This window comes from Flavobacterium algoriphilum, assembly GCF_048158655.1.
Classification (GTDB): Bacteria; Bacteroidota; Bacteroidia; order Flavobacteriales; family Flavobacteriaceae; genus Flavobacterium; species Flavobacterium algoriphilum.
The window spans coordinates 19,793-42,267 of record NZ_JBLNKY010000008.1 but is presented as its reverse complement, the minus strand read 5'-3'; the positions used below and the strand labels follow the sequence as shown (position 1 = coordinate 42,267).

At 31.3% G+C, this 22,475-nt stretch carries 20 protein-coding genes; 12 read left to right on the top strand and 8 right to left on the bottom strand.

All coding sequences use genetic code 11. The features are described 5' to 3' along the window. Window positions 1-186 precede the first annotated feature (186 nt). The 7 genes from recG (at window position 187) to ACM55G_RS13240 (ending at window position 9,758) form a co-directional block, all read left to right on the top strand. A complete protein-coding gene (gene recG / locus ACM55G_RS13270; protein ID WP_416844419.1) occupies window positions 187-2,292 on the top strand; it encodes an ATP-dependent DNA helicase RecG in 2,106 nt (701 codons plus the stop codon). A gap of 488 nt (window positions 2,293-2,780) precedes the next feature. Then, the gene (aroB, locus tag ACM55G_RS13265) at window positions 2,781-3,848 is read left to right on the top strand and encodes a 3-dehydroquinate synthase (RefSeq protein ID WP_416844418.1); all 1,068 of its coding nucleotides are present in this window, start codon (window positions 2,781-2,783) and stop codon (window positions 3,846-3,848) included. 289 nt (window positions 3,849-4,137) lie between these two features. After that, complete coding sequence (locus tag ACM55G_RS13260) at window positions 4,138-5,538, top strand: type III PLP-dependent enzyme domain-containing protein (protein ID WP_416844417.1); 1,401 nt, start codon at window positions 4,138-4,140, stop codon at window positions 5,536-5,538. Window positions 5,539-5,630: 92 nt separating this feature from the next. Further along, on the top strand, window positions 5,631-6,602 hold the full coding sequence (locus ACM55G_RS13255; protein WP_416844416.1) for a deoxyhypusine synthase family protein: 972 nt from the start codon (window positions 5,631-5,633) through the stop codon (window positions 6,600-6,602). A 9-nt stretch (window positions 6,603-6,611) separates the two neighbouring features. After that, on the top strand, window positions 6,612-7,022 hold the full coding sequence (locus tag ACM55G_RS13250; RefSeq protein ID WP_416844415.1) for a DNA primase: 411 nt from the start codon (window positions 6,612-6,614) through the stop codon (window positions 7,020-7,022). 84 nt (window positions 7,023-7,106) lie between these two features. Further along, window positions 7,107-9,218 (top strand): DNA helicase RecQ, encoded by a 2,112-nt coding sequence (recQ, locus tag ACM55G_RS13245; protein WP_416844414.1) that lies wholly within the window; start codon window positions 7,107-7,109, stop codon window positions 9,216-9,218. Between the two features lie 9 nt (window positions 9,219-9,227). Beyond that, on the top strand, window positions 9,228-9,758 hold the full coding sequence (locus ACM55G_RS13240) for a DNA-deoxyinosine glycosylase (RefSeq protein ID WP_416844413.1): 531 nt from the start codon (window positions 9,228-9,230) through the stop codon (window positions 9,756-9,758). Here the strand turns inward: ACM55G_RS13240 and ACM55G_RS13235 are convergent. The 4 genes from ACM55G_RS13235 to ACM55G_RS13220 form a co-directional block, all read right to left on the bottom strand. After that, on the bottom strand, window positions 9,706-10,221 hold the full coding sequence (locus ACM55G_RS13235) for a DinB family protein (protein ID WP_416844412.1): 516 nt from the start codon (window positions 10,219-10,221) through the stop codon (window positions 9,706-9,708). The genes ACM55G_RS13240 and ACM55G_RS13235 overlap by 53 nt on opposite strands. A gap of 9 nt (window positions 10,222-10,230) precedes the next feature. After that, on the bottom strand, window positions 10,231-12,816 hold the full coding sequence (locus tag ACM55G_RS13230) for a phosphoenolpyruvate carboxylase (protein WP_416844411.1): 2,586 nt from the start codon (window positions 12,814-12,816) through the stop codon (window positions 10,231-10,233). Window positions 12,817-12,912: 96 nt separating this feature from the next. Further along, window positions 12,913-13,392, bottom strand: coding sequence for an Lrp/AsnC family transcriptional regulator (locus tag ACM55G_RS13225; RefSeq protein ID WP_035672404.1), 480 nt, complete (start codon window positions 13,390-13,392; stop codon window positions 12,913-12,915). 77 nt (window positions 13,393-13,469) lie between these two features. Next, window positions 13,470-14,624: a M14 family metallopeptidase gene (locus ACM55G_RS13220; RefSeq protein WP_416844410.1), complete on the bottom strand. Its 1,155-nt coding sequence runs from the start codon at window positions 14,622-14,624 to the stop codon at window positions 13,470-13,472. A gap of 311 nt (window positions 14,625-14,935) precedes the next feature. Between ACM55G_RS13220 and ACM55G_RS13215 the strand changes: the two genes are divergently transcribed. Further along, window positions 14,936-15,412, top strand: a complete 477-nt coding sequence (locus ACM55G_RS13215; RefSeq protein ID WP_416844409.1) for a helix-turn-helix domain-containing protein — start codon at window positions 14,936-14,938, stop codon at window positions 15,410-15,412. A gap of 65 nt (window positions 15,413-15,477) precedes the next feature. Here the strand turns inward: ACM55G_RS13215 and ACM55G_RS13210 are convergent, their stop codons facing one another. After that, on the bottom strand, window positions 15,478-16,029 hold the full coding sequence (locus tag ACM55G_RS13210; protein WP_416844408.1) for a 1-acyl-sn-glycerol-3-phosphate acyltransferase: 552 nt from the start codon (window positions 16,027-16,029) through the stop codon (window positions 15,478-15,480). Between the two features lie 62 nt (window positions 16,030-16,091). Between ACM55G_RS13210 and ACM55G_RS13205 the strand changes: the two genes are divergently transcribed. Further along, window positions 16,092-16,757, top strand: coding sequence for a spermidine synthase (locus ACM55G_RS13205; RefSeq protein ID WP_416844407.1), 666 nt, complete (start codon window positions 16,092-16,094; stop codon window positions 16,755-16,757). Window positions 16,758-16,826: 69 nt separating this feature from the next. On the opposite strand, the gene kdsB is transcribed toward ACM55G_RS13205, so the two are convergent. The 3 genes from kdsB to ACM55G_RS13190 all read right to left on the bottom strand — a co-directional run bounded on the left by kdsB (window position 16,827) and on the right by ACM55G_RS13190 (window position 19,286). Beyond that, on the bottom strand, window positions 16,827-17,555 hold the full coding sequence (kdsB, locus tag ACM55G_RS13200) for a 3-deoxy-manno-octulosonate cytidylyltransferase (protein ID WP_416844406.1): 729 nt from the start codon (window positions 17,553-17,555) through the stop codon (window positions 16,827-16,829). 141 nt (window positions 17,556-17,696) lie between these two features. Then, window positions 17,697-18,383, bottom strand: a complete 687-nt coding sequence (locus tag ACM55G_RS13195; RefSeq protein ID WP_416844405.1) for a GNAT family N-acetyltransferase — start codon at window positions 18,381-18,383, stop codon at window positions 17,697-17,699. Between the two features lie 48 nt (window positions 18,384-18,431). After that, entirely contained in the window at window positions 18,432-19,286 is an 855-nt protein-coding gene (locus ACM55G_RS13190; RefSeq protein WP_416844404.1) for an AbiJ-NTD4 domain-containing protein, read from the bottom strand. 936 nt (window positions 19,287-20,222) lie between these two features. Here ACM55G_RS13190 and ACM55G_RS13185 point away from each other — a divergent pair. The 3 genes from ACM55G_RS13185 to ACM55G_RS13175 all read left to right on the top strand — a co-directional run bounded on the left by ACM55G_RS13185 (window position 20,223) and on the right by ACM55G_RS13175 (window position 22,417). Beyond that, window positions 20,223-20,984, top strand: coding sequence for a LytR/AlgR family response regulator transcription factor (locus ACM55G_RS13185; protein WP_416844403.1), 762 nt, complete (start codon window positions 20,223-20,225; stop codon window positions 20,982-20,984). Between the two features lie 85 nt (window positions 20,985-21,069). Continuing rightward, window positions 21,070-21,480: a response regulator gene (locus ACM55G_RS13180; RefSeq protein WP_416844402.1), complete on the top strand. Its 411-nt coding sequence runs from the start codon at window positions 21,070-21,072 to the stop codon at window positions 21,478-21,480. A gap of 409 nt (window positions 21,481-21,889) precedes the next feature. After that, window positions 21,890-22,417 carry a DUF4402 domain-containing protein gene (locus ACM55G_RS13175; protein WP_416844401.1) on the top strand — a complete coding sequence of 176 codons (528 nt, stop codon included), beginning with the start codon at window positions 21,890-21,892 and terminating at the stop codon, window positions 22,415-22,417. Window positions 22,418-22,475: the final 58 nt, after the last annotated feature.

The window sequence follows — 22,475 nt, the reverse complement described above, 5'->3', positions numbered from 1 at the left end:
TTTAATTTAGAGGATAATTAATATGATGAGATAAAAACATGAAAAATAAATAATGTAATTCATTTCCAAATATATAAATTTTCTTACACTAATTTCATTTTTACTGTTTCCAAATTTACAAACAAAAAACTATCTTCGCTCAGATAATAATTTCACCATGAAAAGGTCGAATTTTAACTGTAATAAATGAGTAACCTCTTATTAACTCCCATAGAATATCTCAAAGGTATTGGCCCCAATCGGGGTGAATTACTTCGTAAGGAATTGGGGATTCATAAGTATTTGGATTTGGTTAATTTTTTCCCAAATAGATACATTGACCGGACTCGGTATTATAAGATTAACGAACTTCAAAACAACAGTGCCGAAGTTCAGATTATCGGTAAAATCATCAACATCAAAACCGTAGCATTTGGTAAAAACCAAAAACGATTGGTTGCGACTTTTGTGGATGATACAGGACAATTGGAACTCGTATGGTTTCAGGGTCACAAATGGATTCGGGAGAGTTTAAAGCTCAATGAAATCTGTGTGATTTTTGGGAAATGCACCTCTTTTGGAAATGCGTTCAATATGGCGCATCCGGAAATTGAGTTGATGAGCGAGCACGAACAAAGTCTGCGTTCAGCGATGCAACCCGTTTATCCTTCGACAGAAACCTTGACCAATCGCGGGATTTCGAACCGGGTGGTTAATAAACTGATGCAGCAATTGTTTCTGGAAACTCAAGCATTATTCACGGAAACCTTACCCGATTATTTGATCAACGAATTGAATCTGATTCCTAAAAAAGCAGCTTTATTCAACATTCATTTTCCAAAAAGCGCGGAAGTTTTGGCGAAAGCCAAATTCCGATTAATATTCGAAGAATTGTTCTTTATTCAGTTGCAATTAATCACGAAAAATCTCATCCGTAAACATAAAATAAAAGGACATCCGTTTACCAAAGTGGGTGAAAATTTCAATGATTTTTATCTAAATCATTTGCCTTTTCAATTGACCAATGCCCAAAAAAGAGTAATCAAAGAAATTAGAACTGACATGGGCAGCTACGCTCAAATGAACCGATTGTTACAAGGTGACGTAGGTTCCGGAAAAACAATTGTGGCTTTTATGAGTATGCTTTTGGCACTCGATAATGGCTTCCAAGCGTGCTTAATGGCGCCCACTGAAATCCTAGCCAATCAGCATTTTATTGGTTTATCCGAATTAGCCCAAACTTTAAATATAAATATTAGATTACTGACCGGATCTACCAAAATAGCACAGCGAAGAATTATACATGAAGAACTGGAAAACGGTACGTTACATATCCTTATTGGAACTCATGCTTTATTAGAAGATAAAGTGAAATTCCAGAATTTAGGATTAGCCGTAATTGATGAACAACACCGATTTGGTGTAGAACAACGCTCTAAATTGTGGAAGAAAAATACGATTCCGCCACACGTTTTGGTAATGACGGCCACGCCTATCCCCAGAACTTTGGCGATGAGTTTGTATGGTGATTTAGACATTTCGGTGATTGATGAATTGCCACCGGGAAGGAAACCCATTCAAACGGTTCACCGTTTTGACAGTAACAGATTGAAGGTTTGGAAATTCCTGCGGGACGAAATCGCTTTGGGCCGACAAATATATATTGTATATCCCCTAATCCAAGAATCAGAGAAAATGGATTTCAAAGATTTGATGGACGGTTACGAAAGTATTTCCCGTGATTTTCCATTGCCACAGTATTCTATTTCAATCTTACACGGAAAAATGAAACCAGCGGATAAAGATGCCGAAATGAAACGCTTTTCCGAAGGGAAAACCAATATTATGGTGGCCACAACGGTTATTGAAGTCGGCGTGAATGTTCCTAATGCCAGTGTGATGATTATTGAAAGTGCGGAACGTTTTGGATTGTCGCAATTGCACCAACTGCGGGGTCGTGTGGGTCGTGGTGCAGAGCAAAGTTATTGTATCCTGATGACGAGCCATAAATTGAGTTCCGACAGTAAAACCAGAATGGAAACGATGGTAAAAACTAATGATGGTTTTGAAATTGCCGAAGTGGATCTTAAACTTCGTGGTCCGGGGGATTTAATGGGAACGCAACAAAGCGGAGTGCTCAACCTTCAAATTGCCGATATTGTCCGAGATAGAGACACATTAATGTTGGCTAGAAATTATGCGGTCCAATTACTCAAAGATGATGCGGGAATGCAAAAACCGGAACATGCCGCTTTAAGAGCTGTTTTCATAGAAATGACCAAAAAGAAAAACATTTGGAATTATATTAGTTAAAGCCAATACAAGACCTCTATTTTTAAACTATGTATAAAATGTAAGTTTATTAAAGAAATTAGTTCGTTATAATCCAGTTTTTTTAATACTAAATACAGAAGTATTTTTTTTATAACCTAAAACAATACAAACATTAATTTCTCCTAATTTAAAAGATGGAAAATCCGAAAATTTATTGGGTATGAGTTACTTTTTATAAAAAAAAGAAAATTGCTGTAGATATTTAAATTTAGCAAAAGACAAAAATTATGGTAATGCCCAAGAAATTCCGAAACAAGAATGCCAATGATTAATTTATTAAAAGCATGATCTAAACTAGTTTTAATAAATTAAAATAAAAGTTAAAAAACCTTTTTATAAAAAGACAACTTGTGTTTTATTAAATATATTTTTTATTATTTGTGATATTTTTGTCAAATTATTGAGCGATTTTTAAATATTATATAGCAAAAATTACCTTATTTTGCGCTTTCAATTAATTAACAACGATGCAAACGATTCAAGCCAACAGTTATCCAATTTATTTCAACGAAAAAGGATATGAAGCATTAAACCTTCATTTAAAAGAGAACAAATATTCTAACCTATTTATTATTATAGACAGTAATACAAATGATTTTTGTTTGCCAAAATTTCTACCTTTTTTAGAAACTGATCTTACAATTGAAATCATTGAATTTGAAGCAGGGGAACAGAATAAGAATATAGAATCCTGTGTTCAAATTTGGAACGTATTGACTGAACTTGGTGCTGACAGAAAAACCCTTGTGATTAATTTAGGTGGTGGTGTTGTTACTGATTTAGGCGGATTTGTTGCTTCAACATTCAAGAGAGGTGTTGATTTCATTCACATTCCTACTACTCTACTGTCCATGGTTGACGCCTCTGTGGGTGGGAAAAACGGTGTTGATTTAGGCAACTTGAAAAACCAAATCGGGGTTATCAATGTCCCAAAAATGGTTCTTATTGACACTCAATATCTTGAGACATTACCTCAAAACGAAATGCGTTCCGGTCTTGCCGAAATGTTGAAACATGGTTTAATATATGACAAAGAATACTGGGAGCAATTTTTAGATTTGAAAGCCATCGATTTTGCTGATTTTGATGAATTAATATACCGTTCTGTAGAAATAAAGAATGAAATTGTTAAACAAGATCCGACTGAAAAAAACATCCGAAAAGCATTAAATTTTGGTCATACTCTTGGCCATGCTATTGAAAGCTATTTTCTGGAGAATAAAAGCAAAACTACTTTATTACACGGAGAAGCGATTGCAGTTGGGATGATATTGGAAAGTTATATTTCATTACATAAAAATTTAATCAATCAAGCGGAATATTTTCAAATAAAATCAAGTATCAAGACAATTTACGACGACATTATTTTTGAAGAAAATGATATTAAACCTATTTTGGAATTGCTTATTCACGACAAAAAAAATGAATATGGCAACATCCAGTTTGCATTAATTGAAGGCATCGGAAACATAAAAATCAATCAATCGGTTGACAATGAATTAATTCTTAAAGCGTTTCTGGATTATAAATCTTAAATATTTTTTTATGAAAAGGATTGCATTAGGTATATAATATTTTTTACATTTGCGGCAATGAAAAAAAGTCAAAACAAGAGAAATTATAGTTCTAAGAAAAACCGAAACAATATGTCTTTTTTAAGAATATTGAAACGTTTTTATTCCATCAAAGGAAACTTTAGTTTTGATGTTTTTCAATATTTGAAAGCAGATAATGAAAAGCTTCAAATAATTTATGCAAATATCCGAGTTTGAATTTTAGGTTAATTATTTTTACGCATACTTAATCTAAAATATTAAAAACTAAATGAATACAAAATATTCTGATTTAATAAATCAAACTTATTACTTTCCCCAAGAAGAGTTTACTTTAAACAAAGATAACCTTCAGTTTCATAATATTGATTTGATGAAACTGGTAGAAAAATATGGAACGCCATTAAAATTTACTTATTTACCTCAAATTTCCAATAACATTAACAAAGCCAAAAGCTGGTTTCGTAAATCGATGGAAAAAAATAAATATGAGGCAAAATACTATTATTGCTATTGTACAAAAAGTTCTCATTTTGAATTTGTAATGAATGAAGCTTTCAAGAATAATATTCATATTGAAACTTCATCTGCTTTTGACATTAATATTGTTGAAAATTTATTGGCAAATGGAAAAATCAATAAAAGCACTTATATTATTTGTAATGGCTTTAAAAGAGATCAATATATTGAGAACATAGCTCGATTAGTAAATAACGGACATAAAAATGCTATTCCAATTATTGACAACTATGAAGAACTGGATTTACTTCAGGGTCAAATAAAGGGCAAATTCAAAATTGGAATTCGTATTGCTGCCGAGGAAGAACCTAAATTTGAGTTTTATACTTCAAGATTGGGAATTGGATATAAAAACATCGTTCCTTTTTATAAAAAAGAAATCAAAGAAAATAAGAAACTGGAACTTAAAATGTTACACTTTTTTATCAACACCGGTATAAATGATAATGCATATTACTGGAATGAATTAGTAAAATGTATCAAAGTTTATGTTGCACTAAAAAAAGAATGTCCTACATTAGACGGATTAAATATTGGTGGTGGTTTTCCTATCAAAAACTCATTGGCATTTGAATACGATTACCAATATATGATTGACGAAATTATCAATCAGATAAAAATTGCCTGTGATGAAGCAGAAGTTGCTGTGCCAAATATTTTTACAGAGTTTGGTTCCTTTACAGTTGGTGAAAGTGGCGGTGCAATTTATCAGATTTTGTATCAAAAGCAACAAAATGATAGAGAAAAATGGAATATGATTGATTCCTCTTTTATCACAACTTTGCCAGATACATGGGCTATCAACAAACGTTTTATCATGTTAGCGGTCAATCGCTGGAATGAGACTTATGAAAGGGTATTGTTAGGTGGGATGACTTGTGATAGTGATGACTATTACAATTCAGAGCAAAATATGAATGCAATATATTTGCCAAAATACAACAAAGAAAAACCGTTATATATTGGTTTTTTCAATACCGGGGCCTATCAGGAAACGATAGGAGGATATGGCGGTTTACACCACTGCTTAATTCCTCAACCCAAACACATACTGATAGATAGAGACGAAAATGGAATTTTGGCAACTGAGGTTTTCTCAGAACAACAAACTTCTGAGGATGTTTTAAAAATATTAGGTTACGACAAAAAATAAATACATAATTATACAATTAGTCAATTTAAAAATTCGTTAAATTTGAAATACAAATTCAAAGTTTCGGTTTTTAAATCTTTAAATTTAAAAAAATGAGCAAAGGACCGATCAGTCAGTTTATTGAGAAGCATTACTTGCATTTCAACTCTGCATCTTTAGTTGATGCAGCTAAGGCTTACGAGCAACAATTAGCCAACGGTGCAAAAATGATGGTGAGTATGGCTGGTGCTATGAGTACAGCCGAGATTGGAAAGATTTTTTCAGAAATAATTCGTCAGGATAAAGTTCATATCATTTCTTGTACAGGAGCAAATCTTGAGGAAGACATTATGAATTTGGTAGCACATTCCCATTATGAAAGAGTTCCTAATTATAGAGATTTAACTCCTCAAGATGAATGGGATTTATTAGAAAGAGGTTTAAACCGAGTTACAGATACTTGTATTCCTGAGCATGAGGCATTTCGTCGATTACAAAAACATATTTATAAAATTTGGAAAGATGCAGATGATAAAGGGGAAAGATATTTTCCACATGAGTTTATGTACAAAATGTTACTTTCAGGTGTTCTAGAAGAATATTATGAAATTGACTTAAAAGACAGTTGGATGTATGCAGCGGCCGAAAAAAACTTACCTATTATTGTTCCAGGATGGGAAGATAGTACCATGGGAAATATATTTGCATCTTATGTAATTAAAGGCGAATTAAAAGCATCAACGATGAAATCAGGTATAGAATACATGGTTTACTTGTCCGATTGGTACCCAAAAAACAGTACTAATGGTGTAGGTTTTTTCCAAATTGGTGGAGGGATTGCTGGGGATTTTCCAATATGTGTTGTACCAATGTTATACCAAGATATGGAAATGCATGACATTCCATTTTGGAGTTATTTTTGTCAGATTTCAGATTCAACAACCAGTTATGGTTCTTATTCTGGAGCGGTACCGAATGAAAAAATTACTTGGGGTAAATTAGATATAAAAACTCCTAAGTTTATTATTGAGTCCGATGCTACCATTGTAGCACCTTTAATTTTCGCTTATTTATTAGATTTATAGAATAACTTTATGAAAAGAGTAATAGTTGATTACGCAAAACTTACAAATGAAATTTTGAACCTTTTGGTAGAAAAATTTCCTGAAGGATATGATGACTCAAACATTATCCGTTTTAGAAATGCTAAAAATGAATTAATAGAAGCTGTCGAAGTCCGTACGGAAGACACCATTTATTTAGTAAAAGTCAGTACAAAATTAGCAGACAGAATTGAAAATTATGACGAAGATGATGATATCGATGCAGTTGTTGAACCAATAAGCGGTTTAGATCTTGATGATGATGATTCAGTAGATGATGATGATGAAGATGATGATGACGATACTATAGATAAACCAGATGCTGATAGCGGAGACGATGATGACGATGAAAAAGAAGATAAAGAGAGATCAGAAGAAGACGATGAAGATGATGAAGATTAATTCAATTTTTCGATAAAAAATTAAAAAGGAACTCCCAACGAGTTCCTTTTTTTTGTTAATTTAAAATTCAAAATATACGCCAAAATGACGCAACAAATTTTACATGCCAAGCTTAAGGAAAACTTTGGTTTTGAAAAATTCAGACCCAATCAGGAAGATATAATAAATTGTGTACTTTCCGGACAAGATACTTTGGCGATAATGCCAACGGGTGGCGGAAAATCAATTTGTTTTCAATTACCGGCATTAATTTTTTCAGGAATCACTATCGTAATTTCACCCCTAATTGCTTTGATGAAAGATCAAGTAGATAGTCTTAAAGCAAATGGAATTCAAGCTTGTTTTATAAATAGCAGCCAAACGGAAGCTGAACGTCAATTTTTTATTGAAAGCTTACAATCGAATAGTATAAAATTAGTTTACATTGCACCTGAAAGTCTTTCTTATCTTGATAACATTTTCAATAGTTTAACCATAAGCCTTATTGCTATTGATGAGGCACATTGCATTTCGGCTTGGGGACATGATTTTCGTCCTGCATATACTAATTTAGGGTATCTAAAAAAACGCTTTCCTTCTACTCCAATCCTAGCTTTAACTGCAACCGCTGATAAAGCTACACGTAAGGACATTAGCGAACAATTAAACTTAATAAATCCTAAAATATTCGTAGCTTCTTTTGACAGAAAAAACCTAAGTTTAGAAGTTCGTCCGGCTTTAGATCGCGTAAAACAGATTATAGATTTTATTCAAGAAAAGCCAAATGAATCTGGAATAGTATATTGTCTAAGTAGAAAAACAACGGAAGAACTTGCCGAAAAACTACAAAAAACTGGTATTAATGCAAAAGCCTATCACGCGGGTTTAGACAATAATATTCGTTCCAAAACCCAAGACGAATTCATCAATGATGACTGCCAAGTGGTTTGTGCTACAATTGCTTTTGGAATGGGAATTGATAAATCGAATGTTCGCTGGGTGATTCATTATAATTTACCAAAAAATATAGAGGGCTATTATCAAGAAATTGGTCGTGCTGGTCGCGATGGATTACCTTCAGAAACGGTATTGTTCGAAAGCTATGGTGATGTAATCCAATTACAAAAATTTGCATCACAAGGTTTGAATGCCGAAATACAATTGGCGAAATTAGAAAGAATGAAGCAATATGCAGATGCCTTGAGCTGCCGCAGAAAAATATTACTTTCCTACTTTGGAGAACTGGTTACGGAAAATTGCGGAAATTGCGACATTTGTAAAAACCCACCTTCCTTTTTTGATGGAACTGTTATTGCACAAAAAGCATTATCAGCAATTATTCGTCTCCAAGAAATAGAACCATTGCCTGTAATCATTGATTTTCTACGTGGTTCAAAAAATGCTTATATTTATGAAAAAGAATATCAAAATCTTAAAACCTATGGTGTTGGTAATGATCTTTCTTGGTTTGATTGGAATCAATATTTAATACAGCTTATCAATCTGGGCTATTGCGAAATTGCCTTTCATCAGCAAAACAAAATTAGATTAACAGAATTTGCAAAAAAAGTTTTATTTGAAGGAGAGCAAGTACAATTGACTACAGTTCCGAAAATTAATATTGACAAACAAGAAGTTAAAGAAACGAAAAACAAATCAGTTGCGAATTCACTTTTTGAAACACTAAGAAAACTGCGTTATGAAATCTCCAAAGAAGAATCAGTCCCTGCTTACGTGATTTTTAGTGATGCTGCTTTGCGTCAAATGGAAACTGAAAGACCTACAAGCGATCAGGATTTACTAGCAATTGATGGTGTTGGAAAAGCAAAACTAGAAAAATATGGTGATGTTTTCATAAAAGCTATCAATGATTTTCAAAAATCTAAAGTTGTTAAAAAAAAGAAAGAAGCAACCACTTATAAAGACACATTAGAATTGTATCAAAACGGGTTATCTGTTGAAGAAATTTCTCAAAAGCGAAAATTAGGTTTAAGTACGATTATGTCCCATTTAGCTAAATTATATATTGACGGAGCTGCAGTAGATTTAACACCATTCATTTCTACAGAAGAAGTAACGCAAATAGCCGAAGCTCAAATAAAACTAGAGTTTCCAAATGCATTAAAACCGTATTTTGATTACTTTGAAGAAAAAATAGATTACGGAAAAATCCGCTTGGCATTGGCTATATTAGAAAAAGAAAATGCTGTACTTTAAAAAAAAACCATGATAAATTCATTTTCCCCTTTTGTAAATTCTCAAACTGAAATTTTGATTTTGGGAACTATGCCTGGTATCACTTCTCTGGAAAAACAGGAATATTATGCTCACAAAAGGAATCATTTTTGGAAAATAATGTACACGTTACTCTGTAATCTACCTGTGTCAGAAATTTTCGAAGAAAAAATACAGTTATTGCAAACTAATAAAATTGGATTGTGGGATGTATTGGAAAATTGCGAAAGAAAAGGGAGTTTGGATATTCACATCAAAAATCATAAAGAAAATGATTTTGAAAACTTATTTAAAGAATTTCCCGCAATAACTAAAATTGTATTTAACGGAAAAGAAAGTCATAAATACTTTCTAAAAAAATTTGGACAAATAAAAGGCATCACGTATTATGTGATGCCTTCCACTAGTCCTGCCAATACAATGTCTTTTGAAAACAAGTTAAAAATCTGGTCAACTTGTTTCGAGAACCCTATAAATATCTTTCTTGAAAAACCTTTTGATGGTGTTTTTGATGACCAATAATAATAAAACCTATTGCACGAACTGAAATTTCATTATTTGAAGCTGTTCCAATTCTTTTTAATTGTTCCTCTGAAAAACTTTTAAAAAGAAACAAATTTGAATGTCTAACGGCCGAGAGTTCAGCTAATAAGTCCTGGATATTTCTACCGTTTGCATTCGTATTGTCTACATAATCATTTTCTTCAAAACCAGGCAATGCCGTTTTGTCATTTCTGGAAATTCGCAACGCACGATACCCGAAAATTCGCTCCGTATCAATGATGTGTTGAATAATGTCTTTGATTGTCCATTTCCCTTCAGCGTACCTGTAATCAAATTTATCCATTGGAATATTTTGTACAAAACGAATGAAATCGTGAAGACAAATTTCCAATTCATCAATCATATCAGCATATCCCGCAGCTTTTATGTAAGTTGCGTTGAATTCAGAATATTCATTTACTGGCAATTGATCTGTTTTCATTTTTTATAATTAAGCTGAATTTCTACTAGCGTTTGTATTTCCAAAAAGAGAACGTGTTACAATTTTCTCATACACTTTAATCAAATCCAAATCAGGACTTTTCTCTTTATTAATTTCATTAATTCGCAACAAAGCATATTGTTGTATCGTTAACAATGGCAATACAATACGCTCTCTTATCTGTATAGACGCTTTACCATCAGGGTAATTCTCCATGAGCTCTTTATGGCCTGCGATTTTCAATAGTAAGCGTTTTGTTTCTAAAAATTCATCATAAATTATTTGCCAAAAAACACCAAATTCAGGGTCTTTTCTCATGTAAGCTGTTAATGGGAAAAATGATTTTGCCAAGGACATCATGCTGTTCTCTAGCAAAGTTTTAAAGAATAAAGAATTGTCATATAAATCCTGAACTTTATTCCATTGATTCGTATCTTCAAAATGTTTCAAGGCCGATCCTACTCCAAAAAATCCCGGTACATTTTGTTTTAACTGACTCCAAGAACCCACAAAAGGAATCGCCCGCAAATCTGCAAAATCTAAACTTTCAGATTTACTTCTTTTTGACGGTCGGCTTCCAATGTTAGTTTTAGCATAATATTTCAAAGTACTCATTTGCTCCAAGTACGGGATGAATTTAGGATGATTCTTAAAACTCAAGTATTTTTCATATCCTAACCCTGCCAATTGATTCAAAATATCTTTTTCGTTACTTGTCAATTCGTTTTGACCTTTACTAAAAACTTGATTAGTTACACCGGCACTTAGTAAATTTTCTAAATTATAACGACAGGAATCTAAAGTCCCAAAATTAGAACTTATAGTTTGTCCTTGTACAGTAACTTGAATCTCATTATTTTCAATATTTGGACCTAATGAAGCATAAAATTTATGCGTTTTCCCACCACCACGAGCCGGAGGACCACCACGACCATCAAAGAAAATAGCTTTTATTCCGTATTTTCTAGAGATTTCCGTGAGCTCTTCTTTGGCTTTATAAATACTCCAGTTTGCCATTAAATAACCTCCATCTTTCGTACCATCAGAAAAACCAAGCATTATGGTTTGCTTATTGTTTCGGTTTATCAAATGTTTCGCATAAGCAGGATTTGAATATAATTTCTCCATTATAGCATGCGCATTTTGCAAATCATCAACAGATTCAAAAAGCGGAACAATATCAACAGATGGGTAATCCCAATTACTTAAACGGAATAAAGCGAAGGTCTCCATCACATTTAGCGCACTCTCATTATTACTTATAATGTAACGGTTGGCACCAAATTCGCCATTATTCCCCTGTATTGTTTTAATAGCCTGAATCGATTCAATAGTTGATCTAGTCATTTCATTACTGAACACACTAGGATTTAGATCTCCATTAACATTAGAAAGAACTACAAATTTCTCTTCTTCTGATAATTCAAAATAATTTTCAGGAAAAACATCTGGATTTGAATTCAAATAGAATTCTACAACGTCATTAAATACAGCATCGTGAATTTTACTGTTTTGACGAATATCCAAAGAAGCAAAATGAAAACCAAATAAATTAATTTTAATTAAAAGTGCGTCCAACTCATCAAGATATAATGATTGATGTTGATCTATAATTATCTGTTTTATTTTTTTTAACTGTGATTTAAATTCATCCAAAGTGATAAAGATCTCTCCACGAGAATAAAAAACAGAACGATAAAGTTTAGATTCAAGCTCTGAAACTAAAACATCTACACCAGAGAATGTTAACTTACGTTTTAAATTTCTCATTTCAATGTAATAACATTTTAATATAGAAGTTCTTAAACGCTCCGCAACTTTCAAAGTAATCTCCGTAGTAACAAATGGATTTCCATCACGGTCTCCACCTGGCCAAAATCCAAGTTTAATTAATGGGTTTTTAATAGAATTTCCATTAAAAATATTCTTTTGAAGATAATGAACCATATCTCCCGAAGTTTTATAAAACACATTTTCAAGATACCAAATTAAACTTACCGCTTCATCAAAAGGATTCGGTTTTTCATTTTGAATAAAAGGAGTTTTACCCAATTGCGCCAATAATTGTTTGATGTCAAGCAAATTATTTTTACGAATAGCATTAGTTAAATCATTGATAATACCAAGTACTGCACCCGGATAAAACTGTGTAGGATGAGCTGTCAATACAGTTCTTACATTGAAATTTTCAAGAAAATTAATCAATTCCTCTTGCTTTTCTTTTGCTTCTGATTTTTCTTTAATATCTCTTAAGGACCCTCTTCCCTCCATATTGTTTACTACAGGAAAAGCAGCATCTTCAATAGCATCAAACAATACAATTTGACGTTCGATATATTGAATAAAACGAAACATTAAATCAATTTTTTCTGTTTCTGAAGCACTATGCAAATATCTTTTAGCAAAAAAATCGACTATTTCTTTAGGTGTTTCTTGTTTTTTAAAACCCGTATCACAAACATCTGTAAATAAAGGAAGTAAAACACCCGTATTATCTATAGAATCAAAAGGTAATGTAATAAAAACACTATTATAAATGTGATATTTTGAAAGAACATCTTGATTGAAACGTTCTATTTTAGGAAGCGTGTACATAATTCAGTTATAGTTGATTTAGTTAGTTAATTTTTCATAAAAAAACCCCAAGAATAAACTTGAGGTTATATTTTAGAATATAGCGTTCAAGATTAATTACATATTTTTAAAAATAGTATGCATCAAGCGCTTCTTGTCATTTATACTTTCCTCAAGAGAAATCATAGTTTCTGTTCTGTAAACTCCTTCTATATCATCAATCATAAAGATAACATCCTTAGCGTGTTTAGTATCTTTGGCTCTGATTTTACAGAAAATATTAAATTTACCTGTTGTTACAGAAGCAACAGTCACATAAGGAATTTCATTAATACGTTCTAATACAAATTTTGTTTGAGAGGTATTGTTAAGAAAAACACCTACATATGCGATAAAAGAATATCCTAATTTGTCGTAATCAAGAACTAATGAAGATCCCATTATGATTCCGGCATCTTCCATTTTTTTTACTCTTACATGCACAGTTCCTGCAGAAATTAACAATTTTTTTGCTATATCTGTAAATGGAACTCTTGTGTTGTCTATCAACATATCTAATATCTGGTGATCTACTTCATCTAAACGAAACTTACTCATATTTCTTTAATTAATATTAATAATTGCTACTACAAAGTATAAAAATATACATAAAATCTAATAAAATGATACAAATATTACACTTTTATCATTCCATTAACAAATTTCATGTTATTATCTAAGTAAAAATTAACTTTTTGATTTAATTTTGGAAAATTATCATAATCATCTTTATATAGCGCTCCTTCAGCATCATATACATAATGACCAAAATGATTTTCTAATGCACCAATTTGTGAAATGTAGGCGTTAAAGTAAATCTGATTTTCAAATAACTCTTCTTTGTATTGTGCTGCAAAATTGGTGATTTTTTCAATACCATCATAATTTATTCTGATGTTTTTATACATTAAATCATAAAAAACGACTTTATTTTGAGGAATATTCAAGTATTTGTTAATTCCGTTGTCAACTATAACGTTTTCGCTAAGTATCGTGAAACTGGAAATTAACGCCATAAAAACAAATTTTCTTGTTTCTTCTCTATCATAATCATTAGCAAAATGTCCCGCTTCAAACAATAACGTTGGCACACCTAAATACTGAAAAGTATCCCCTATGCAATTTATGTTGAAAGAATCATCAAAACGTCCTATTTGATTTGGCAAATAGCCTTGTAATACCTCATTTATGCCTGCAATTAAATTAATGGCTTTTAATCTAGATTCATTTATTTCTCTCTCTTCATTATAAGAAGGTGCTAAAAAAGACAATGTCGCAGGTTTACCCGTATTACTAACACCAAATATAGTGCGTTGATCATGAAGATTAAAGCAATAATCAGGTTTGAAAGCTTCAAAAATTTCCCTTAATATCTTGCTTTCAGGTTGAGAAAGATTTTGAGAGTCTCGATTAAGATCAATTTTATTTGCATTTTCACGCGTATATAAAGTTGCTCCGTCAGGATTCAGCATTGGAATACTGCAAAAAGTAAAATTCGTCAGCAATTGCTTCGCTAAATCTGAACCACTATTTAGCACATTTAAGAAATCAAAGAGTGCTTTTGTAGTTGTACTTTCATTGCCATGCATTTGAGACCAAAGGAAAATTTTAGTTTCACCATCTCCAATTTGATACGAATAAATAGACTTTCCTAGGACTGATTTGCCTATAACTTTTAATTGCTTATTGGTGTTTAATTTTTGTAATAAAGGTTCGATTGAATCTAAAGTGATATAGCGACCGTGAATAGATTTTTCTTTATATTGACTGAATAGTTGTTCTAAATTCATGCTGTTTTATTTGATTTACAAAAGTAAACATCTTTGTATTTACATTTGTAAACCAGCTTCAATTGGTATATTTCAATGATGTAAACAGTATTTAGTATTTATTCCCATTAGATTTACTTGCTATAATTGACAATTGTTACCTATTTTTAAAATCGCAATTATGTTATTATTTATCAAGTAGTTATATTAATTTATATCCTTTAATACTTTATCTAATTTGATGTGATAAATGCTATTTACACTTGTGATTTTGGTGTTTCAATCTATTTTGATTACATTTGTAAATAGTTAATTTTTAATGTTAATTTACAATGGTAAACATAGAGGATTTTATAAAAAGATTAGAAATTATACTGGATTACTACAGTTTGAATGCTTCTTCTTTTGCAGATAAAATTGGCGTACAGCGTTCCAGTTTGTCTCACCTACTTTCAGGAAGAAACAAACCCAGCTTGGATTTTATACTTAAAATATTGGAGGTTTTCCCCGATGTGGATTTGTATTGGATTTTAAATGGGAAAGGAAACTTTCCGAAAAATTCAGAACAGTTTGATAAAAAAGAAAACAATGTTGAGCAAATTGTAAAACTAAATATTTCTACTCTTCCTCTTACTGAAATAATTCCTGAGAATTTATTTTCGGAAATAAAAATTCCAAATTCAATTCCTGCATTGGAAACAAAAAAAGCAGAAAATCAAAATACCCTAAAAGATTCCATTTCAAGCGACGTGGAAAAAATTGTATTCTTTTATAAAGATGGTACTTTCAAAGTGTTTAATCCTAATTAAAAATTAGACCGCTTTTAATTAAAAAATGGTCTGAAAAAAAACCTAAAAACTGAAATAAACTCAATTTATAATTTATATCCTTTTTCCAGAATTTTACCTTCTACTCCTATATAATGTTTTTTCAAAATAAATAAATCAGTTTCTATATTTCCTGAAGGTATTAATGGATTTCCCAAATTCACTTCTTTTTTACCAAAATTAAACGCAACAGGAATTATGGGAACATTAGCTTTTAAGGCAATGTAATAAAATCCTGTTTTTAGTTCATTTACTTTTTCACGGGTTCCTTTGGGTGCAACGGCAAGCCGAAAAACTTCCTTTCTTTTAAAAATAGCTGCAATTGAATCTACTTTATTCAATCCTCCACTTCGATCCAAAGGTTCACCACCCATATATTTGAAATAAAATCCAAAAGGAAAACGAAATAATTCTTTTTTTCCAACCCAGTTCATTTCCAACCCAGTTATTCCTCTGGTAAAAATTCCCAAATAAAAATCATGGGCGCTAGTATGTGGCAGAACTATCATGACGCATTTTTTAATATTTGCATCTATGGTCCCAACTATTTCCCACCCCATCAGATTAAAAAATATCCATTTATAAAATTGTTTCTTCATTCTTTAATTCTTTTGCACAAAATAAATAATTAATATCTTATTTTTGAGTAAAACTGTCCTTAATGATTAAAAAAATATTTAGTTACCTTATTCCAATCAAAATTTTCCAATCAAAATCGTCATTGAGCAAATCGATTGAAGTAACTTGGACAAATGGGGAGTTAGTATTAGATTCTGAAAATGCTAATTATTCCTATGGGAGTCTGCAACGTATTTTAAGAATCGGACTAAAAAACATTGGTTACGAAAAAATAGTTACCATGGAACATATTTTGGTTTTGGGAGTAGCCGGAGGTAGCGTTATAAAAACGTTGGTTGATGAAATTAAATTTAAAGGTAAAATAACCGGAGTTGAAATTGATTCTGATATGATTAAGGTAGCTAATAAATATTTTGCTCTAGATAAAATTCACCAACTTGATATTGTTATAGTAGATGCATTTGAATTTGTTTTGAAAACCAAAAATAAATACGATTTAATTATTATTGATATCTTCCAGGATACTAAAATGCCCAATTTTTTATTTGAAACATTTTTCATCAACAGGGTTTGTATTCTGTTAAGAAGTAAAGGTTTTATTCTTTTCAATACGATGATTTTGAATGAAACCCAAAATATAAGAAATCAAAAATATGTTTCTGAATTTTATGAGAATCACTTCCGGATTAAAACCATTCCAAGAATCGAAGTACATAATGAATTAATAGTAATTGAAAAATTAGAATAAAAACACTCCTATATTCATAACCTCAAAAAACACGACCGCCAATTTATTTGACAATCTGTAAATCTGCGGTTATTCTAGCATCTTTCTCGCTTTTTCTAAATCTTCCAAAGTATCAATTCCAATTCCAACATGAGTAGTTTCGACCATTTTGATTTTTTTTCCAAATTCAAGATAACGAAGTTGCTCCAGTTTTTCGGATGCTTCTAATGATTTCATCGGTAAATTATAAAAATCTAATAAAGCCTCTTTTCTAAAGCCATAAACCCCAATGTGTTGCATATAACGAACACCCACATTTTTCTCTCTTGGATAAGGAATTACCGAACGTGAAAAGTACAAAGCGAATCCGTTTTGATCCACCACGACTTTTACATTGTTGGGATTATTGATATCGTCTTCATTTGTAATTTCGCGCATCAACGAAGCCAAATCCACTTTTCCATCCAAATCATTTCTAAAAATTTCAATGACTTCAGCCAAAGGTTGCGCATCGATAAACGGTTCGTCTCCTTGAACATTTATCACAATATCAACATCCAGATTTTCGACGGCTTCCGCAATTCGATCACTCCCGGATTCGTGTTCTTTGATGCTTCGAATGGCTTTTCCACCATGAGAAACGATTTCATCATAAATTAAATCCGAATCCGTTACTACAAAAACATCATCAAATAAATACGTGTTTATAGCGGCTTCATAAGTTCTTAAAATAACCGTTTTACCTCCCAAATCCTGCATCAGTTTAGCGGAAAATCGTGTGGAAGCGTAACGGGCGGGAATGACTGCTATTATTTTCATTTTTATATTTTTCGTTTTGCCACCAAGAAAGTAGCAAAGTTTTATTTTTAATTTTTATTAGCTGCAAACGGTATGATCAGGTTAGTTGGGTGCTAAGTTAGTATGTTTTTAGGATTTACAAAATTGTTCTCAATTCTCAACCTAAATTTGATTTGTGATATTCCTAAAACTAATTTTTTGTCTAATTGTAAATCCCAATTTTTCATACAGTTGTATTGCTCCCCTGTTATCTTCAATCACATGTAAATAAGGCGTTTTATTTTGCTTGAAAATTTCATTTACAGCATGCGTAACTAATTGTTTAGCATATCCTTTTCCGGTATGATTGGGATGTGTAACTACTGCACTTACTTCAATGAAATCATTCATTTGCATCCGTTCACCAGTCACGGCAACAAGTTCTTCATTTTTGAAAATACCGTAATAATTACCTAATAAAGCCGTTTTATTTTTAAAATAACCCGGTTGTACCAAGTTCACTAACTTATATAAAGCATCAATATGTTCGCCAGTAAGTATTATGATGTGGTCATTAATTGGAATATCGATTGGATTGTAAACAATCATTTGAAGACAAACTAATTCTTTATTTAACTTCAATAGATTTGAAAGTTCCGGCTTTTCTCCAACAATAAAAAAATTGTCAACCTTAGTCGAATATTCATCTATAGACTTTGCAATCGCATTTCCTTTTTCAAAACCACCAAACGGACAATAATCCGGATGATAGAATTTTACACTACCATAATCCACCGCAAAACTTTGATGTGTTTCTGATACCGAAAACCAAACCGGATTATCTAATTTTTTATCGTCTTTTGTTTTCACAATGAGTAGTTTTTAATATTTTATCTAAGTCGATAAAATCATCTTTCGTTATTTTTCTATTTTAACTTTTAGATAATTTATAAATGCTGAACAGGAAACTAGTATGAATTTAGCATCTTCCATACTAACTTCTATATCATCAAGCAATAGTGAATGTCTAATTCCTCCAGCATCACTAGCAAAACCATATATAGATGTGAAAGCACTTCTTAAAGCTCTATGAATTTTGTGCTTCACCTCTATTATTTTTAATGCTGGCGCAAGCGTTGTATTATTATTTCCAACAATTATTTTACAAACAGATTCCACTGCTGAAATTGCCTCTTTAACAGAATTTCTATAATCTGGATTTTCTCTATTAGAAAAATAGGTAATTGCAGTTTTCAAATGAGTATTTACGGGTTCCCATATTGATGAATTAACAAGAGCTTCCTCTATTTCAATAATTTCTTCTTCAGAAGTAATTTGCACAATATCTCCATCAACAAGACGATATGCTGACATTTCACTTTTTAAAGAATTATTACATTCTTCTGTAAAACTAAGTTCAAAATATTGTAAATCAAGTTTTGATAAAAATTCTAAAAAATCATATTTTTCATACCATTGAGATCTAAAAAACCATTCTTTTATATATCCCATAAATTTTCTTGCAGATATATCACTTTGGATATTTTTAGGAATCTCATCCACAGGGTTTCCAAAAAAATCTTGCCAAATTACTTGTAATGTTTTTTCTATATCTGAATCTCTATTTACTTTATGATTAATATCAACTCCTATTTCATCAAAAAAATTAAGAAGAATTGTATTCCAAAGTCTATTTTCTAATTTTTCATCAATCGAGTCTATTTGTATAGAATCTCTAAAAGATGTTTTTCCTATTTTTTGTGAAAATCTCATTCTTATATTATATGTTAACTTAAAAATATTCTCTCAAATATAAGATTTATTCCCAAAAAACCATCCTACATAACCTTCACCGAAGTCATACTCAACGAACCCGCCAATAACTTATCAAAAAACAAACTCAGTTTCTTGCTTTTACTTTTAATCCCAACTATATAATAAAGGTAAATAATGTTCGGGCGAAGGAATCACTAATTAAAACGCTTTGCTTTGTTTCTCAAAATTAATAAATGGTTAAAAATTCCCGTCCATTAAATAATTGTTTACAATAAAATTTATTTGGCACGCAAAGTACTTAGTTTCTCAGCCAATTCAAAATAGTAATACCTGGATTTCTTATCTGAATCATCGAGATATTGGCTTCTGAATGCAAATATAAAATTGCTTTAGAAAAACAATACGAGTCTGTTTTTAGAATAATAATAATAATAATTAAATCCCCTACGAGATTATAACTGACTGGTAATCTGGGTGAGGGTATAGAGTTAAGTACATACTTTCAAAAACAGTTCTTTTTATCGAGAATCAATGCTACCTTGCTTGAAAAGTATTAAAATGTATGAATTCTAATTACCTTCAAACGGATCAAAATACTACTATTTGATTGTGAATTCTTAATCCTTTTACGAGCACAAATAAAGAACTGGAAATTCCATTCTGTTAATGGAAATATCAAAATGAAATAAAAAAAAATGATACTATTTTAGCAAAACAACCTTTTTAACCACACTTAATACAAGAAACGTAACGATTATTACTTTTATTTTTTTTAAAAGAACTACTACATAATATTGCTATTTATTGTTTTATTTTCGAAACACAAAATTATCATTTTATCTTTTTCCTATTACACTTAAAATGAATACTCTACATTAAAAATTAATGGTATTCGTTGGTTTTAAAGATAAATTATCCCTTAAGTACACACCTATGACCCCCATTAATGCCGTAATTATTACGAAAGAAAAAGACACTTTACAAATCATTAAAAAATTTGAAAAAGAAAACTTTATGATTCTTAAAATAGTAAACGAAACTACCACTATAATTGAAGGAATCAATAGTATACAATTACAAAAACCAGATCTCGTGTTATTAGATATTTCCTTTAAAGACGATACTTTTTTTGATATGCTCAATGAATTAGAACTGAGTATTCCTAAACTGGTATTCATTTCTGCCAAGAAACAAGATGCTGTAAAAGCATTTAGACAAAATGCGATTGATTTTATTTTAAAACCCGTCGATTTTAATTCTTTGCTTTTAGCTGTATACAAAGTAATTAAAAGAATTAAAATGGAGCGATCCTATCAAAATCAGAAAATTAAGGCCATTGAGTTATTGAACTCATTAAATCAGCCAAACGATTATGTTGCTGTATCCTCTTTGGATAAAATTGAACTCATTCCGAAGGCAGAAATTATTTACTGCCAGGCCGAAGGAAGATATACTACTTTTTTTCTCCAGAATGGGAAGAAGATTATGTCCAGTAAAAATTTAGGGGAATACAGTGCGATTCTAGATCCCAACTATTTTTTTAGAATTCATCACTCGTATATAATTAATCTGCGTCACATAGTGAAAATTTCTAAAAAAGAAGGCTATTTCTGCGAATTTCCTAATGGTGTGCTTTTAGCCGTAGCCAAAAGAAGGCAAGAGGATTTCAATAAATTTATTAAACTAAAAGAATAACAATTTCATACTAAAATAATGGAGTTTTTTTTCGTTTTAAAAACGATGAGTATTCCCTTTATGATTGCACTTAAAAACAAAAAATATGAAAAACGAGTTAGAACCAAAATTCGAAAAAATAATAATTGTTGATGATAATCCCATCGAACGCTACTGTTCTTCTCGAATGATTCTCAATAATAATTTTGGAAAAAAAGTCATCGAGTTTTCACTAGCAAGTGAAGCACTAGCTTATCTGGAAGAAAATCAGGAAAATACCGACCAGATGCCTCAGATAATTTTTATAGATTTATACATGCCACATTTTTCGGGTTTTGAATTCCTGGAAGCTTATGACAAACTGCCGCTGACTGTGAAAAATAAGTCTAAAGTATTTATTATTTCAAACACAATTGATAATCTCGATATTGTTAGGGTTTCTAGAGATCCAAATGTGGTTTCCTTTCAACAAAAACCCATTACAAAAGAATTTCTGGATCGAATTATACCCGATTAACATTCTTTTTCTATATTTAAAAATGTAAGGAATTTAATTTAAAATTTTTTATAGCAGAAGATCAAAAAAGCAGATAAAAAATACTTTTTTACACAAAGCTTAAATTATTGAATTCAAATCATTTTAGTTAAATTTAAATTTTTAATATTTTTTTATCCTTGAAAAATAAGTAAATAAAAAAAAACAATGCTTTTCTTAGTTTTTATTTAAAGTCTTTTCCTTCCCTTTACTTTCACTTATGACTTAGTGGATATCAGTTGTTACTTCTCGTTTTACAGATATAAACTGACTAAATACATTTGCAACGTAGTTGTGCTTTTGCCAATACAAAACAAATTATTTAAAACTGATTAAGGATCAAGACAAAACCAGTACTTGCTTCTTAATTTTAATCCCAAATTCTTTTACAATGAAAAAAATTACATCACTTTTATCTATTATGGCTTTAACTGCTGTGTTTAGTTCAAGCGTTTTGGCGCAACAAAGTGCTTCTGCCTCTGCTCCTACAAGCACAACTATTGTTGCGCCAATTGGAATTACTAAAACAAGTTCAATGACTTTCGGTTCTTTTGCAACAGGCGGTGCAGGTACATTAGTTATGACTTCTGCAGCTGTTAGATCTGCAACTGGCGGAGTTAAATTGACTACTATTACCGGAACTCCTACCGCTGCTGCATTTGCAGTAACAGGTCAAGGATCTTATGGTTATGATATTACGTTACCAGCTTCACTTACACTTACAACTGCAGCTACAGGAACAACCACAACTATGCTAGTTAATGCTTTTACAAGCTCACTTGCTAGTGGTAAAGGTACTTTGGCTGCTGGTGGTACTGATAGCTTCACTGTTGGAGCTACGCTAAATGTTGCAGCTGGTCAAGTTGTTGGTTTATATGAGAACGCTACTGGTTTTGCTGTTACCGTAAATTACAACTAAATTGAATAAAAAGGGTGCTTAGAAATAAACACCCTTTTTAATTAAATTTTAAGGAACT